The organism is Wolbachia endosymbiont (group A) of Aleiodes leptofemur, from assembly GCF_964028465.1.
Taxonomy (GTDB): Bacteria; Pseudomonadota; Alphaproteobacteria; order Rickettsiales; family Anaplasmataceae; genus Wolbachia; species Wolbachia pipientis.
In genome coordinates this window covers 1,336,664-1,350,575 of the sequence record NZ_OZ034782.1, presented here as the reverse complement: position 1 = coordinate 1,350,575, position 13,912 = coordinate 1,336,664, and the positions used below count along the sequence as shown (strand labels likewise).

Below are 13,912 nucleotides of genomic sequence, written 5' to 3'. Positions count from 1 at the left end.
ATCTATTCTATTTATTCTTTTGCATATTAAAGTATAGTAATAATAATAGTTCTATCAATAACTTGTTACTAACTTAAAATTCAGTAAAAATTGGCGTTGTTCAACTTGTGGATAAATATGTGAGTAACTTTCGTATATTATTGATTTTCTGTTATGATTTATGTGTATAAGTAAGGTGTTTAGAGTGTTAGTAATTTTCTTTTATGGAAAATACTTTACCATCATGCATTGTTACACAACTATGTATATGTTGTTGAAAAAGTTGTTGATCAATTGTTGGTATTTTATATCAACAAATAATTCACAAATTAATTTGACATTATTCACATGCTTATTAAACATTTAATAACAGTTTTCTTGATAAATCTAATCTGAAAACGTTTTTGCCATTACAGGGAATAAATTGAGTAAAAAAAGAACCTTAGTAGAAAAAATAGCATATAGAATTTTTCTCTTCCTTTTCAAAAAAGCTTCTGTGTTGAAAAAGTGTGCGACTGAGGCATTAATGAAAGATCTGCCAGACCTTAATATATTTAATGGTCTATTAAAATTCCGCGATTGTGGTATAATGGATATAATGACTCCACGTACAGAGATATGCGCAGTAGACATTGAGTCAAGCGAGCGTGAAATAATAAAGAAGATAAAAAACACTTGCCACACTAAAATACCAATTTATAAAAATAACTTTGATAACGTAATAGGCTTTTTTTATGTAAAAGATGTTATTTTTAATAGGGATAAAAATTTTAATCTGAAACATATTATACAAAGCGTAATATTTGTTCCACCCTCGATGAAGACAACTAATCTTTTTGTTAGGATGAACTCTTCTAAATCATGCTTAGCTATCGTATTGGATGAATATGGTGGAACTGATGGTTTAATTTCAATGACTGATCTTATAGAGGAACTAATACCAAACATTGATAGTGAAAACGAAATAAATTCAGAATATACCATTACTGAATTGTCTCAAAATAAGTTTGAAGTATCAGCAAGGGCTCTTATAAAAGATATAGAAGAGGATCTAAAAATAGAATTACGTGACCCTGAAGAAGACTATGTTACACTTGGTGGTTTGATTCTTTCGATTGCTGGTAAAGTGCCTTCTGTAGATGAAGTCATTAAATATAAAAATGGTATGAAGTTTATCATCAAAGATGCAAATGAGCGCTACATTAATAAAATAGTACTAGACTTAAGTGATTACAAAAATTAGATTTGGTACCCCTTGTCGGGGAATGCCTTGACACGAAGAAAAAGTTGTAATAACCAAATATGCAACTCAAGTTATAGTTAAACCTATTTCCAGCAAATTATTTTCGCAAGTATAATGCATTTCAGTGTTATAGTACTCTAATAATAAAGAGGTCATATAGATATTAATATCTTTTGTATTTAAATTAGTGTCATTTTTTTTGATTAATTTGTCTACTAATGATTTGCTTATTGGTTTGTGTTCATTTAGAATTTTTATAGTTAATAGCATTTTATCTTCTGTTTGACTCAGTAAAACAGATACTAGTTCAACTTCCGCCACTGCACTGGCTATAGTTAGCACCATATTAGAAATTATCTTATTTATCTTTTCAATTAAATCTTCCTTATTTTTTGCAGAGTATGCGTCTATTTTCCACGTAAGCTTTACTTTTTTTTTAATAAATAATTTTCGATATTAGATTTGGTCTTATCAAAGCTATAATTATCCATTGAAGAAGAATATGCCTGCTTCATAACTTTATGTTTATATATTAAATCATCGGAGCTTTCTTTAAGAAACAACAACGCTTCCTTCTGCGCATCAGCATCATTCTTATCTATTACTTCAAGCTCTTCTACGCCAAACGTTATTCCATTCATAGAGTTAGCAAAGTCATGAAGCAGCCGTCCTGATAGCAGTTCCGTTATTAACAGTATGTTTTTGGTATTTTCGTTCATTGGATAATTATAAATGATTTAAGTTACCCTATATTGGTAAGTATATAATAGTCAATTAAGAGAAAGTTTCGTTGCACTTTTTATATCAAGGCATTAATATAGTATTAACAATTTTAAAATTTATAAAAGGATTATGAATACTTATACCAGATCAGGAATAGATATTGAACTATATAATAAGTTAATAAAAGAAGTCAAGCCTATTGCTCAAGAAACTACTAGAGAAGAAGTAATCAGCGAAATAGGTTCATTTTCTGCGTTATTTGATTTTGCTGCACTAAGTAAGAAGTATGACCATCCAGTACTCGTTTCCTCAACTGATGGAGTAGGTACGAAACTGTTGATAGCTCAAGAAGTGAATAAACATGATACTATAGGTATAGATTTAGTTGCAATGTGTGTAAATGACTTACTTGCACAAGGAGCAACGCCTTTGTTTTTCCTTGATTACTTTGCAACAGGCGTTTTGACCAAAGATGTTTTATTACCTGTGGTTAAGGGCATTGCAGAGGGGTGCAAGCAAGCTAAAATAGCATTGGTTGGTGGGGAAACTGCAGAAATGCCTGGAATGTATGGTAATAATCACTATGACCTTGCAGGGTTTGTGGTTGGTGTAGTTGATCGAAAGCAAATTCTTCCAAACTGTAGTATGATGAAAGCAGGTGATTATATAGTTGGCTTAGAGTCAAGTGGAATTCACTCAAATGGGTTTTCTTTAGTGCGCCATGTTTTCAAAAGCTTAGGTATAAATTATAACGATACATCTCTATGGAATAATAAATCTTGGAGTGAAATACTACTTGAACCAACAAAAATATATGTTGATTCTTTGCTGCCTATCATGTCACAAGTAAAAGGTATTGCGCACATCACGGGTGGTGGTTTGGTAGACAATATTCCGCGAATTCTTCCAAAAAACTTATTTGCAAACATAGACATTAATTCCTGGAAATGGCCAGATATATTTTTATGGCTAACAAAGGAGGGTAAAATAGAGAAGAAAGAAATGCTAAAAACATTTAATTGTGGTATTGGTATGGTATTGATCGTAAGTTCTGAGAATATGCAAAACGTGAAAAATCATTTCCAAAAACGTGGAGAAAAAATTGAAATTATTGGAAAACTTGATGAGGCATGTAACCCTCCACTTGATAGAGTAGTATTTAGTTAACCTAACTTTACTGACAGTCTTTTTGCAACTTCTAGGTATGCTTCCTTTAAATCTCCTAAATTCAAACGAAAGACATCTTTATCTAGCTTTTTATAAGTATTTTTATCCCATAATCTGCAGTTATCAGGGCTAATTTCATCAGCTAAAACGATTTTAGTACTGTCATTTATTAATCTGCCAAATTCTAACTTGAGATCAACTAAATATATACTTGCATTTGAAAATAGGTGAACTAATATTTCGTTGATTTTTAAAGTTGTAGTTTTAACTTCATCCATTTCTTTGCTAGATAGCCAATCAAAATACAGTATGTGATTTTCACTTACCATTGGGTCGGCTAGGTCATCATTTTTGTAAAAAAAATCGATTATAGGAGATGCAAGCCTTTCACCTTCTTTGATATTAAAACGTTTGCAAAAGCTGCCAGCTGCGACATTTCTAACTACTACCTCAAGAGGTATTATCTTGAGTTTTTTGACTAGCTGTTCTCTTTCGTTTAGAGTTTTTATAAAGTGTGTGCTAATTTCTGCTTTCTCAAGCTTTTCCATGATAAAAGCACTAATATGATTATTAATTATTCCTTTACCATCGATTATTTCATATTTTTCCTTATTGAATGCTGTAACATCATCTTTAAAGTGCTGTATGACAATTGATAAGTCTTCAGTTTCAATAATGGCTTTCGCTTTACCTTCGTATATCGTTTTATTCAGTGACATGTTTAATTTAACTATATATTATATCAATTTACTATTCTTAGAGTATAGCCCCAAATAACTTAAAATAAACCTTAATGGCATTCAATGTTACAATATTAACCATATTCCCAGAAATGTTCCCGGGGTTTTTGAACTATTCTCTTGCCGGAAAAGCGTTAGAAAAAAAAATATGGAACCTTGAAGTAATAAATATTCGTTCTTTTGCGAAAGATAAACATTCAACTGTGGATGATGTTCCATATGGAGGTGGAGCAGGAATGGTTATGCGTTCTGATGTAGTTGGTGATGCAGTAGATAGTATGCTCTCTGTTCATAAAAACACTAAGTTTATTTACATGACTCCATCTGGAACTAAGTTTAATCAGAATATTGCCAGAGAATTATTAGAGTTTCCTCATATAACAATATTGTGTGGTCGATTTGAAGGTATTGACCAAAGGATAATTGATGCGTATACTCCTTATGAGTTAAGTATTGGAGATTATATACTTTCAGGAGGTGAGCCAGCTGCAATGGTGGTTCTTGATGCATGCATTAGACTTCTTCCAGGTGTAGTAAATAATACCGATAGTATTACTGAAGAAAGTTTTAATTATGGTGGTGGTGTACTTGAATATCCTCAATATACTAGACCTGAGCAGTGGAAGGGATATAAAGTACCTGAGGTTTTGTTATCTGGCAATCACAAAAAAATAAGTGATTGGAGGCAGAAGCAGTCTCATGTTATAACAAAAAAGCGTAGGCCTGAATTATTGAGTGGAGAGATAAATGACAAATTTACTTAAAAAATTTAACGAACAGCAAATGCAAGTGTTAGCTAAAGAAATACCAGAATTTCGTCCTGGCGATGATTTGAAGGTCACTTTTAAAGTAGTTGACGGTACAAGTGAACGTATACAGATATTTGAAGGTGTATGTATATCAAAAAGGAACCGCGGGTTACATTCTTCTTTTGCAGTCAGAAAAGTGAGCCATGGAGAAAGTATAGTGTCTCAGTTTTTTGTTTATTCTCCTGCACTGGTTTCAGTGCAAGTGACAAGAAAAGGAAAGGTTCGTAGAGCAAAACTGTATTATCTGTGCAAACTATTTGGAAAAGCTGCAAGGATCAAAGAGCGTACTACTTATGTTAAAAAGAAATCTAAGTAGATACAATAGGGAGTGATGTCAATTGTGTCATCTCAGAACTCTCTCTTGTCATCCCAGTGCGTGACACACAACTGTACGAACATTGTGTTTGCCTCCCGCTGTGGTGTCATCCCAGTGCTCCGACACTGGGATCCAGCATTCATTATTCTCCTTTTGGTTTGTGCTTTCATGGAAAATGTAAAAATTATTTGCAGGCAAAGCCTGCTGGATCCCAGTGTCAGCTACTTGCATGACAAAAAAGGGGAAAGTTTTTTCAAATCCTCGTGTAAAGAAAAGTAAATGAGTATAAAGAAAAAATTCCTTAAATTACTTCAGTCAAGGCGTGTACATGCTCGTATAAAAAGGAAAAATAAAAAGAACAGAGCGCTACGCTTTTGTTCTTTCACGGCACTAGTTATCTCACTTGGCTGTCCTGTGTGTATATTGTTGAGTATATTAGTTAACTCTTACAGTGCCTTAACAGTAACGAAAATTTTATTGCCAGTTGAAATAAATGCTGATCTTGCTTTGGCGAGTAATCCTAGTGATTTGCGGTATAAGTCCATTGGCTTACTCAACGATTCTTTACGTAAGGTGTTTGGAGGAACTGATTTTAAAGACGGTGACGAAATTTTAAGTCGTAATTCTTACAAAGAACTAGAGAAATTTTTTCGTAAGAAAGTAAAAGATAGTGGTGAATATGAGATCTGGTTTACCGCGTCAAGTATAATTAATTCAATAAATAAAGATAAATATTTGAATGATCGTTATGCTAAATTACTTGATTGGCTAAAAGAAAAGAGGAGAGTGAAAAAATTTTTTAATAAGTCTTTATTCCTTAAATCTGACTCTCGTGAACCTGAGAATGCAGGGATTTTAGGGGCATTTATCGGTTCATTAATGACAATTATAGTGTGCCTAGCATTAGCATTACCAATAGGAATTATGTCGGGCATCTGTCTTTACGAATTTATGCCTAAAAATAGGCTAATGACTAATATTGTAGAAATTAGCATGAATAATCTTGCTGCAGTGCCTTCAATAATATTTGGTGTAGTGGGCTTAACTCTCTATCTTGGCATATTTGGGCTACCACGCTCTTCACCACTTGTTGGTGGAATGACTCTTTCATTTATGATGTTACCTAATATTATAATTGCAACAAAAAATGCCTTTGCGAATGTTCCTATTACGATAAAAGATGCAGCGTTTGCGCTCGGTGCACCTCACATCAAGGTGATATTAGATCACTCTTTACCGATTGCGTTACCAAGAATAATACATGGTACTGTGCTTGCAATTGCAAGGATTTTAGGTGAATCTTCTCCTTTACTTATGATGGGTATGGTGGCATTTATTGCTGATACACCTACGTCCTTTTTCGATCCGGCAACTGTTCTACCTGTGCAAATATACATATGGTCAAGCAATCCTGAAATTGCATTTGTTGAACTTGCTGCTATCGCAATTATAGCTTTATTATTGATGTTATTTGCGTTAAATTTAGTAGCAAATTTTGTAAAAAGGAAATTCGAATTTTTTAATTTTTAGCAATTCATGAAAATCACAGTCCTATCTGGTTATGGCTTAAATTGCGAAAAAGAAACTGCATTTGCATTTATGGAATGCAGCAGAAAACTTGGTATTGGTAATATTGAAGTAAAAATCGTTCACATTAACTATATCATAGATAATCCAGGTGAACTGAAATTAAGCAATATACTTGCAATTCCAGGGGGTTTTTCCTATGGTGATGACACTGGTGCTGGTAATGCGTTTGCTTTACGTATTAAAAACAACTTGTTGGATGAGTTTCAAGAGTTTTTATCTCAGGACAAGCTGATTATAGGAATATGTAATGGTTGTCAGATATTAGTAAAATTAATTCCAGAATTCTCTAGTCTAGCTTTAATCCATAATGATATAGGCAATTACCAATGCCGCTGGATTAGAGTGAGAGTTAATCCGCAGAGTAATTCTGTTTGGCTACGGGGTCTGAGTGAACTATATCTCCCTGTTGCTCATGGGGAAGGCAAATTTTTTATGGATCAAGATATTTTGAACCAATTGATTGAGAGCAATTCCACCGCATTACGTTACATTGATAAAAATGGCAACTATGCTAACCTACAATTTCCTTACAATCCGAATGGATCTACATACGACCTAGCAGCTTTATCAGATAAAAGTGGAAGAGTGCTAGCTTTAATGCCCCATCCAGAAAGGGGAATATTTTTTACCCAGCAAGATAATTGGCCCCTTGAAAAAGAAAAGAGCAAGCGTTTAGGTGTTGCTGTGCCAAAATATGGCGATGGAATGCTTATATTTGAAAATGCACTGAAGTATTTTTGTTAAAATTTATTGATAGGGATTTATGGTCGAAATTATCCCCTGATATTGCAAAAAACTTGCTTGACAAGCCTTGCCAGTCCCCTTATCATGAAACTGAGGCTATTTATTTATCTTCGCAATCTGTGCAGGTTAATGACAAAAAACTTAGGGTATTTGGCGTCTCATGTTTAATTTTTCGCACTACGTGCATCGCATGTCTTTAAAAATTTCTGGGTTTTTACCTATATAAGCCGAAACGCACTTACAAAGCGTTTAAGACAGCGAAAAACGTCAAATTGACAAGGGAGAATTTGAATGCTAGCTACTACGGGGTTTCTTTGCCTTTTTTCCTGCTTAGTAAATTTCTTAAACACTTGCGGTGTAGGTTAGTTGCAAGTTAAAAGCAGCTAAATCGCTCTTAATCAAGCGTTTTAGAATAAAAAAACGCCGATATTTTAGTACATAGTGAATAGCCAACCACCACGGGGCTTCTTTTGCCTTTTTTTTCGTTTGGTAAATTTCTTAACATTTATAGCTAAACAATAACCGTCATCCCGCTACGTGTTAGCGGGATCTAGAGATACCGTGACGGTATGACGGTCTGCGGCGGTATGACGGTTCGCGGTGGCATGACGATAAGCCTCGTCATCCCGCTACGTGTTAGCGGGATCTGCCGAGATACCGTGGCGGTATGACGTCTCGCTTGCAACCTATAGCCTTGTCATTCCAGTGCTCCTTTTTTTGTCATCCCAGCGTCACGCGCTGGTTTCAACATTATATCATGAACTTTCTAAAATTCATTGAGTTATGCTTTCAAACGGTAGTGCCGGGGTGTGAGTATAATAATTATCGGTACATAAAAGTCATAGCAGATAGGCTGGAAGCAGCGAGCGCTGGTGAAGTGAAACGAATAATATTCAATATGCCTCCGCGCTCGATGAAGTCCATATGTGTAAGTGTTGCGTGGCCCGCATGGATACTGGGAAATCAGCCAACTGCAAGAATAATAGTTGCAAGCTACTCTCGGCTGCTTAGCGAAAAGCACTCGCTCGATACAAGATGCATAATGCAGTCTAGTTGGTATAGAGAGCTGTTTCCAGAGGTAGAACTATCCAAAGATCAGAATACCAAATACAAATTTCAAACAGTGCAGAGAGGATACAGAATCGCAACGTCAGTTGGAGGGACGTTAACAGGTGAAGGTGGTGATTTCATCATCGTGGATGATCCACTGAGTCCCGCCCAAGCTTTGAGTGAAACGTTTAGAAAGCGTGCTACAAATTGGTTTGACCAGACTTTAGTAGCCAGGCTCAACAATAGAAAAAAAGGAGTAATTGTTCTTGTGATGCATAGGCTCCACCTGGAAGATTTGACCGGACACCTTCTCTCCAAACCGAAAAGCATATGGCATCATATTTGTTTACCAATAATAGCTGAAAATAAGGAGATTACTTATTCAATCAAAAAGCCAGCGCCTCCTGTTCCTGTCACCAGAATAGCTTGGTCAACTATAAATGAGTACACCAGAAATAAAACAGCATTACCTGCAAAAATACTATACTTAAGAGAAGAAGGTCAGTTGCTATACCACCTAGATGGAGGAAAAGAAGAAGTTGAGATGATATAGCATTTCTCATAATAGTCCGAATAGGTCATAGGAAGGCAGAATCAACAGCACGACGAAAGGATTCGAATAGAGGAATGTTTTTCCTGGCTCTGTTTTTTATAGCAAACCAATGATGCTCAATTTTGTTAAAATCTGGAGAATAAGGCGGCAGATACAAAATTTCTGCACCGACTCCTTTAGCGAGCTTGATAAGCTTATCAGACTTATGAAAAGTAGCATTATCAAGAATGACAGTTTGTCCAGGTTCTAAGATCGGTGCCAAAAATTGCTCAAACCATCCATTAAAAATATCCATATTACAGTGGCCTTCAAATGTTAATGGAGCAACTATCTTTCTTCTACTTAAGGCTGCAACCATGCTGATTCGTTGAGTTTTTTTTCCAGATTTTAGGGCATAAAATCGCTGTCCTTTCTGGCAATACCCATATGGATAGTCCTCCGTGTTATCAATCCCAGACTCATCTATATACACTAAGTTTTCTGGTTCTTTTGTTGCTATAATTTTTAAGAATTCAGCACGTTTTTCTTCGTTCCTTTCCTTGTATCCATATGTCTTTTTTTGCGCGTAAATCCAATTTTTCTGAGAGCTCGGTGGATCGTTTCGATACTAACGTTGCCCCAAAGTTTAGCCATTTCCGACAGAGTTTTTCTACCGTGTTTTTTAGCAAATTCGATAAACTTATTCCAGTCGATAATTTTCTGATTGTAACCTCCATTACCGAGTTTTTTGACTGAAAGTCGCCTGTTTCTTTTTTTCTTTGCTTCCACTCCCACAAAGTAGTTCGTCCAATTTTAAATCTTGCTGCCACTGCTTCTCTGCTTTCCCCTTCGTCTAGTGCTTCCATTGCTTTTTTTCTTAAATCATAACTATATGCTGCCGGCATCCAACCTCCTTATCGCCATCTATCCTTAATCTTATCATATCCGGACTTCTGTGGAAAGAGCTATACCTCTACCTGGAAATGCATTTGCCGCTGACTTTTTTTCGTTATATTTCTTCATCCATTTTCCTAATACACTATCCCTTATCCCTAGATCTCTTGCTACTTTTGCAACTGGTTGACCTACCTTTCTTTGTTCATTTGCCAGCTTAACAGCTTCCAATTTGAATTCTGCTGTATATTCTCTTACCATTTCTAATCCTCCAAAATTTTATTTTACCCAAAAAAACTCTTTTCTTTCTCTCCACTTTTTCTGGGTAAGGTCAGTCTGTCCAGGTTCCAAGATCGGTGTCAAAAATTGCTCAAACCATCCATTAAAAACATCCATATTACAGTGGCCTTCAAAGGTTAACGGAACAACTATCTTTCTTCCACTTAAGGCTGCAACCATACTGATTCGTTGAGTTTTCTTTCCAGATTTTAAGGCATAAAACCGCTGTCCTTTCTGGCAATATCCGTAGGGGTAGTCTTCGGTGTTATCAATGCCAGACTCATCTATATACACTAAGTTTTTAGGTTCTTTTGTCGCTATAATTTTCAAAAATTCAGCACGTTTTTCTTCGTTTCTTTCCTTGTATCCATATGTCTTTTTTTGCGCGTAAATCCAATTTTTTTAAGGGCTCGATAGATCGTTTGGATACTAACGTTGTTCCAAAGTTTAGCCATTTCCGATAGAGTCTTTCCTCCGTGTTCTCTGGCAAATTTGGCAAAGGTATCCCAGTCGGTAATTTTGTGATTGTAACCCCCATTTCCAAGTTTTTTTGATTGAAAGTCTCCTGTTTCTTTTCTTCTTTGCTGCCACTCCCATAAAGTAGTTCGTCCAATCTTAAATCTTGCTGCCACTGTTTCTCTGCTTTCTCCTTCGTCTAGCGCTTCCATTGCTTTTTTTCTTAAATCATAACTATATGCTGCTGGCATTCAACCTCCTTATCATGATCTATCCTTATCCTATCACATCCGGACTTTTATGGAAAGAGCTATATTTTTATCAATTCTGCAATCATTTATCTTAATATTAAGTTTCTTAAACCTTCTTGATGCTTGTGAATAGCTGATAACTGCCAAATCTCTTCCTATTTGTTGCAAATACCCTTTTATAAACCCGACTGTTTGTCTTAAACCAATTCTAAAGAAACTGACGATTATATGCACCAAAATCACAACTTTATCACTATAAATATAGTTGCCGCCCTGCATTTTTGGACAATTCTCGTACCAATTTTCTATGGCGTCATTGATATAACAAAAAATGCTTCCTCTTTCTTGGAGAAATTTGTTATATTCATGGCAGTTACTGACTCTCATTTTTTGTGGCATATTTTTTCTTCAACAGTTAAATGGCTATTTATAATGAATTTTGTCAGTAACTGCCAGTTCTTTTCACTTGAGCGATGCAACAAAGCCATCCCAGTGTCAAGCACTGGGATGACATCGTAGGGGTGCTGGCCTGATAACCGTCATCCCGCTACTTGTTAGCGGGATCTAGAGATACCGCGAATGAATCGCGGTATGACGGTTCGCGGCGGCATGACGATAAGGTTTATACCTTGTCATCCCAGTGCTTGACACCGAGATTGATTTATCTTGTCTACCTTATTTTGCCACTCCGCTGAACGGATACCATATTATGCAGGTTTAGAATTATGCTTTATTCTTACGTTTATGTCTTGGCCCAATACAATCAATAAGTTAAGCAAGTATTCTAAGGAGAACCCTTCGATTTTTGACCTATTGATTTGAGATACTTTAGGTTGATCAATCTTTAGAGCGTTTGCTGCTTTTTTCTGTGTTGTGTACTTCTTACTTATTAATTGTGCAATGACCTTTATTAATTTCAGTTTTGTATCTTTCACATCCCCCAACTCTACTATTATAGGATAACTTAATTGTAAATTTTGCATAATAATAAAATTCCTTATAAAAAAATTACTTTAGTTTTTCTTCTTTAAATAACACATGCCTTCTGACTACTGGGTCATACTTCCTAAACTCCAGTTTTTTGGTGAGCTTTTTTGGATTACGCTTTTTTACATAAAAATAGCCAGTTGATTTTTCTTCACCAGTTTTTGTTATCTTGATTGCAGTGCTGACTAACTTAACGAGCAAAGAAGCATTTTTTTTCGCCATACTTATAATGATATAATAAATTCTATGCGAGTTTATTACGCAAAATACTAAAAGTCAATCGAATAATGCAGATTGCAAAATCCTTGACAATCAACAGTGCATTAAGTAGCATAAAGTTAACTTCAGAATAAAAAGCAAACGGTAAATAAGTGACAAATAGTGGTAAAAGGGTATTATTGATAGAAAATTCTATCTGTTCTAATGAGGTAAGAGTTGCCTTGTCAATTAATAACAAGGTTGTAGAATTTGAACAAGAATTCAAGGAAAAAAAACAATTAAGAGGTAATATATACGTTGCTTATATAAAGCGTATAGAGCCTTCTTTGCAAGCCGTATTTATTGAATATGGGAAAAATAAGCAAGGTTTTTTGTCTTTTTCCGAGATATCTCTAGATTACTTCAACATTCCAGAAAAAGAAAAGGAAACTATCTTTGAGGGCTACTCAAATGACGATTGTATAGAAGAAGCCTCAGCAAATGTTTCTTCAGATTCTGCAGCTAGTAAGAATGTCAACGGATCAGGTAGTGGTTTTGTAAGAGAGGTACCTTTATATAAAAAATACAAATTACAAGATGTTATTTCAGTAAATCAAAAAGTATTGGTCCAGCTAACTAAAGAGGAACGAGGCAATAAAGGAGCTTCATTTACAACATACATAACTTTAGTGGGTAGATACTGTGTTTTCATGCCAAATTCCATGAGCAAAGGTGGAGTGTCCCGCAGAATTGAAGATGCTAATGTCAGAAAGCAGTTAAAGGAGATACTGAGTTCAATAAACTTGCCAAAAAGATCAGGTTTAATAGTAAGAACTGTTGGTTCAGGAAAAAATAAGAAAGAAATTGAGCAGGATTACAATTACTTATCCTCATTATGGCAGAGCATTCAAAAAAATGCCTTCTCTGTAAACGTTCCATCATTAATTTACAATGAAGCAGATGTAATTATGAGATCTGTTCGTGATTTTTGTAGCGATGGTATAGAAGTTATAGTGTCTGGAAAGGAAGCTTTTGAGGCAGTTAGGCAATATGCTAACAATGCACTAAAAGGTAGTAAGTTGCGCTATAGATTGTATAGAGGTTATGCTCCGATCTTTACTTACTACGGAATCGAAGATCAAATTTCTGAGTTATATAGTAATAGAGTAGAATTGCCATCTGGTGGGTCTTTGATAATAACTTTAACTGAGGCGTTTGTTTCAATAGACGTAAATTCAGGAAAGATGACAGGAGAAGATAGCATAGAAGAAACAGCTTATAGAACCAACATGGAAGCAGTACCTGAAATATCAAGACAGGTGAATCTTAGGGGCCTATCAGGATTAATAGTAGTCGATTTTATTGATATGTTGAAATATCAGTATTGCAGAGCTGTTGAGTCTGCTATAAAGCAAGCGTTTAAAGATGATAAAGCTAAAGTTCAATTTAGCTACATAAATGACTTTGGTTTAATGGTATTTTCAAGACAAAGAATTAAACCAAACATACAAGAAATTAATACTACAGAGTGTTTACACTGCAAAGGTACTGGAAGAGTAAAATCAAACGAAGTAATTGTTTCATCAATACTAAGGGATTTACAACATATTGCTAACAAGAATCGAAATAAGTCTTTTGATTTAGTAGCACACAGTGCAGTTATAGCGCACATTTTTAATAACAAACGCAATACAGTTTCTACAATCGAAAAAGAGTTTAATATTACATTGAACGTTAGTATTGATAACAGTTTAGATGTAAATACATTTGTTTTAAAACAAGGAGATGATGTTAATTTAAACGGTTATAAGCCATTACAGAACTCTGGATACCAAATTGGGGATAGCAGCAATGAAGAAGCTGATAATTCAAATAAACTACGAGGCAATTTTTGGCTGACTAAGTGGCTTTCGCGCCTTTTAAGTTCTAATAACTAATTAGAAACCTAAATTGG

The 13,912-nt window shown here is 35.0% G+C and carries 15 protein-coding genes and 3 pseudogenes; 8 read left to right on the top strand and 10 right to left on the bottom strand.

Annotation, left to right across the window (positions count from 1 at the left end; all coding sequences use genetic code 11):
* Positions 1–403: 403 nt before the first annotated feature.
* On the top strand, positions 404–1,222 hold the full coding sequence (locus tag ABWU67_RS07200) for a transporter associated domain-containing protein (protein ID WP_007549273.1): 819 nt from the start codon (positions 404–406) through the stop codon (positions 1,220–1,222).
* A gap of 66 nt (positions 1,223–1,288) precedes the next feature.
* Here ABWU67_RS07200 and ABWU67_RS07195 read toward each other — a convergent pair whose 3' ends face one another.
* Both ABWU67_RS07195 and ABWU67_RS07190 read right to left on the bottom strand, forming a co-directional pair.
* Positions 1,289–1,633 carry a hypothetical protein gene (locus tag ABWU67_RS07195; protein WP_233395610.1) on the bottom strand — a complete coding sequence of 115 codons (345 nt, stop codon included), beginning with the start codon at positions 1,631–1,633 and terminating at the stop codon, positions 1,289–1,291.
* 14 nt (positions 1,634–1,647) lie between these two features.
* Complete coding sequence (locus tag ABWU67_RS07190) at positions 1,648–1,941, bottom strand: hypothetical protein (RefSeq protein WP_006280049.1); 294 nt, start codon at positions 1,939–1,941, stop codon at positions 1,648–1,650.
* Positions 1,942–2,074: 133 nt separating this feature from the next.
* Here ABWU67_RS07190 and purM point away from each other — a divergent pair, with 133 nt between their 5' ends.
* Complete coding sequence (gene purM / locus ABWU67_RS07185; protein ID WP_353282012.1) at positions 2,075–3,112, top strand: phosphoribosylformylglycinamidine cyclo-ligase; 1,038 nt, start codon at positions 2,075–2,077, stop codon at positions 3,110–3,112.
* Here purM and purC read toward each other — a convergent pair.
* Positions 3,109–3,831: a phosphoribosylaminoimidazolesuccinocarboxamide synthase gene (gene purC / locus ABWU67_RS07180; protein WP_010081959.1), complete on the bottom strand. Its 723-nt coding sequence runs from the start codon at positions 3,829–3,831 to the stop codon at positions 3,109–3,111. The genes purM and purC overlap by 4 nt on opposite strands.
* A 74-nt stretch (positions 3,832–3,905) precedes the next feature.
* Here purC and trmD point away from each other — a divergent pair, with 74 nt between their 5' ends.
* Both trmD and rplS read left to right on the top strand, forming a co-directional pair.
* Entirely contained in the window at positions 3,906–4,616 is a 711-nt protein-coding gene (gene trmD / locus ABWU67_RS07175; protein WP_007549279.1) for a tRNA (guanosine(37)-N1)-methyltransferase TrmD, read from the top strand.
* A complete protein-coding gene (gene rplS, locus ABWU67_RS07170; protein ID WP_006279489.1) occupies positions 4,600–4,977 on the top strand; it encodes a 50S ribosomal protein L19 in 378 nt (125 codons plus the stop codon). Before trmD ends, rplS begins: the two co-directional genes overlap by 17 nt.
* A gap of 48 nt (positions 4,978–5,025) precedes the next feature.
* On the opposite strand, the gene ABWU67_RS07165 is transcribed toward rplS, so the two are convergent.
* Entirely contained in the window at positions 5,026–5,208 is a 183-nt protein-coding gene (locus ABWU67_RS07165) for a hypothetical protein (protein ID WP_010962989.1), read from the bottom strand.
* A 48-nt stretch (positions 5,209–5,256) separates the two neighbouring features.
* On the opposite strand from ABWU67_RS07165, the gene pstA reads away from it, so the two are divergent.
* From pstA to ABWU67_RS07150, 3 genes and pseudogenes are all read left to right on the top strand, one after another.
* Entirely contained in the window at positions 5,257–6,507 is a 1,251-nt protein-coding gene (pstA, locus tag ABWU67_RS07160; protein ID WP_341821918.1) for a phosphate ABC transporter permease PstA, read from the top strand.
* A gap of 6 nt (positions 6,508–6,513) precedes the next feature.
* Positions 6,514–7,311: a phosphoribosylformylglycinamidine synthase subunit PurQ gene (locus ABWU67_RS07155; protein ID WP_353282011.1), complete on the top strand. Its 798-nt coding sequence runs from the start codon at positions 6,514–6,516 to the stop codon at positions 7,309–7,311.
* A gap of 757 nt (positions 7,312–8,068) precedes the next feature.
* A pseudogene (locus tag ABWU67_RS07150) lies at positions 8,069–8,911 on the top strand (terminase); the annotation flags it as partial.
* A gap of 28 nt (positions 8,912–8,939) precedes the next feature.
* On the opposite strand, the pseudogene ABWU67_RS07145 reads toward ABWU67_RS07150, so the two are convergent.
* The 6 genes and pseudogenes from ABWU67_RS07145 to rpmG all read right to left on the bottom strand — a co-directional run bounded on the left by ABWU67_RS07145 (position 8,940) and on the right by rpmG (position 11,982).
* Positions 8,940–9,798: pseudogene (locus ABWU67_RS07145) on the bottom strand (IS630 family transposase).
* Positions 9,799–9,832: 34 nt separating this feature from the next.
* A complete protein-coding gene (locus tag ABWU67_RS07140; RefSeq protein ID WP_353282010.1) occupies positions 9,833–10,048 on the bottom strand; it encodes a transposase in 216 nt (71 codons plus the stop codon).
* A 72-nt stretch (positions 10,049–10,120) separates the two neighbouring features.
* Positions 10,121–10,773, bottom strand: a pseudogene (locus ABWU67_RS07135) (IS630 family transposase); the annotation flags it as partial.
* 33 nt (positions 10,774–10,806) lie between these two features.
* Entirely contained in the window at positions 10,807–11,172 is a 366-nt protein-coding gene (locus tag ABWU67_RS07130) for a transposase (RefSeq protein WP_155969141.1), read from the bottom strand.
* A gap of 308 nt (positions 11,173–11,480) precedes the next feature.
* On the bottom strand, positions 11,481–11,756 hold the full coding sequence (locus ABWU67_RS07125; RefSeq protein ID WP_010082632.1) for a helix-turn-helix domain-containing protein: 276 nt from the start codon (positions 11,754–11,756) through the stop codon (positions 11,481–11,483).
* 25 nt (positions 11,757–11,781) lie between these two features.
* Positions 11,782–11,982 carry a 50S ribosomal protein L33 gene (rpmG, locus tag ABWU67_RS07120; RefSeq protein ID WP_010082633.1) on the bottom strand — a complete coding sequence of 67 codons (201 nt, stop codon included), beginning with the start codon at positions 11,980–11,982 and terminating at the stop codon, positions 11,782–11,784.
* 149 nt (positions 11,983–12,131) lie between these two features.
* Between rpmG and ABWU67_RS07115 the strand changes: the two genes are divergently transcribed.
* The gene (locus tag ABWU67_RS07115; RefSeq protein ID WP_095742804.1) at positions 12,132–13,895 is read left to right on the top strand and encodes a ribonuclease E/G; all 1,764 of its coding nucleotides are present in this window, start codon (positions 12,132–12,134) and stop codon (positions 13,893–13,895) included.
* The last annotated feature ends 17 nt before the right edge of the window (positions 13,896–13,912 follow it).

Bases quoted from the DNA above. Each gene is read 5' to 3' on its own strand.
- ABWU67_RS07190 (WP_006280049.1), bottom strand. From the start codon at position 1,941: ATGAACGAAAATACCAAAAACATACTGTTAATAACGGAACTGCTATCA.
- purM (WP_353282012.1), top strand. From the start codon at position 2,075: ATGAATACTTATACCAGATCAGGAATAGATATTGAACTATATAATAAG.
- purC (WP_010081959.1), bottom strand. From the start codon at position 3,831: ATGTCACTGAATAAAACGATATACGAAGGTAAAGCGAAAGCCATTATT.
- trmD (WP_007549279.1), top strand. From the start codon at position 3,906: ATGGCATTCAATGTTACAATATTAACCATATTCCCAGAAATGTTCCCG.
- rplS (WP_006279489.1), top strand. From the start codon at position 4,600: ATGACAAATTTACTTAAAAAATTTAACGAACAGCAAATGCAAGTGTTA.
- ABWU67_RS07165 (WP_010962989.1), bottom strand. From the start codon at position 5,208: ATGCAAGTAGCTGACACTGGGATCCAGCAGGCTTTGCCTGCAAATAAT.
- pstA (WP_341821918.1), top strand. From the start codon at position 5,257: ATGAGTATAAAGAAAAAATTCCTTAAATTACTTCAGTCAAGGCGTGTA.
- ABWU67_RS07155 (WP_353282011.1), top strand. From the start codon at position 6,514: ATGAAAATCACAGTCCTATCTGGTTATGGCTTAAATTGCGAAAAAGAA.
- ABWU67_RS07140 (WP_353282010.1), bottom strand. From the start codon at position 10,048: ATGGTAAGAGAATATACAGCAGAATTCAAATTGGAAGCTGTTAAGCTG.
- ABWU67_RS07130 (WP_155969141.1), bottom strand. From the start codon at position 11,172: ATGCCACAAAAAATGAGAGTCAGTAACTGCCATGAATATAACAAATTT.
- ABWU67_RS07125 (WP_010082632.1), bottom strand. From the start codon at position 11,756: ATGCAAAATTTACAATTAAGTTATCCTATAATAGTAGAGTTGGGGGAT.
- rpmG (WP_010082633.1), bottom strand. From the start codon at position 11,982: ATGGCGAAAAAAAATGCTTCTTTGCTCGTTAAGTTAGTCAGCACTGCA.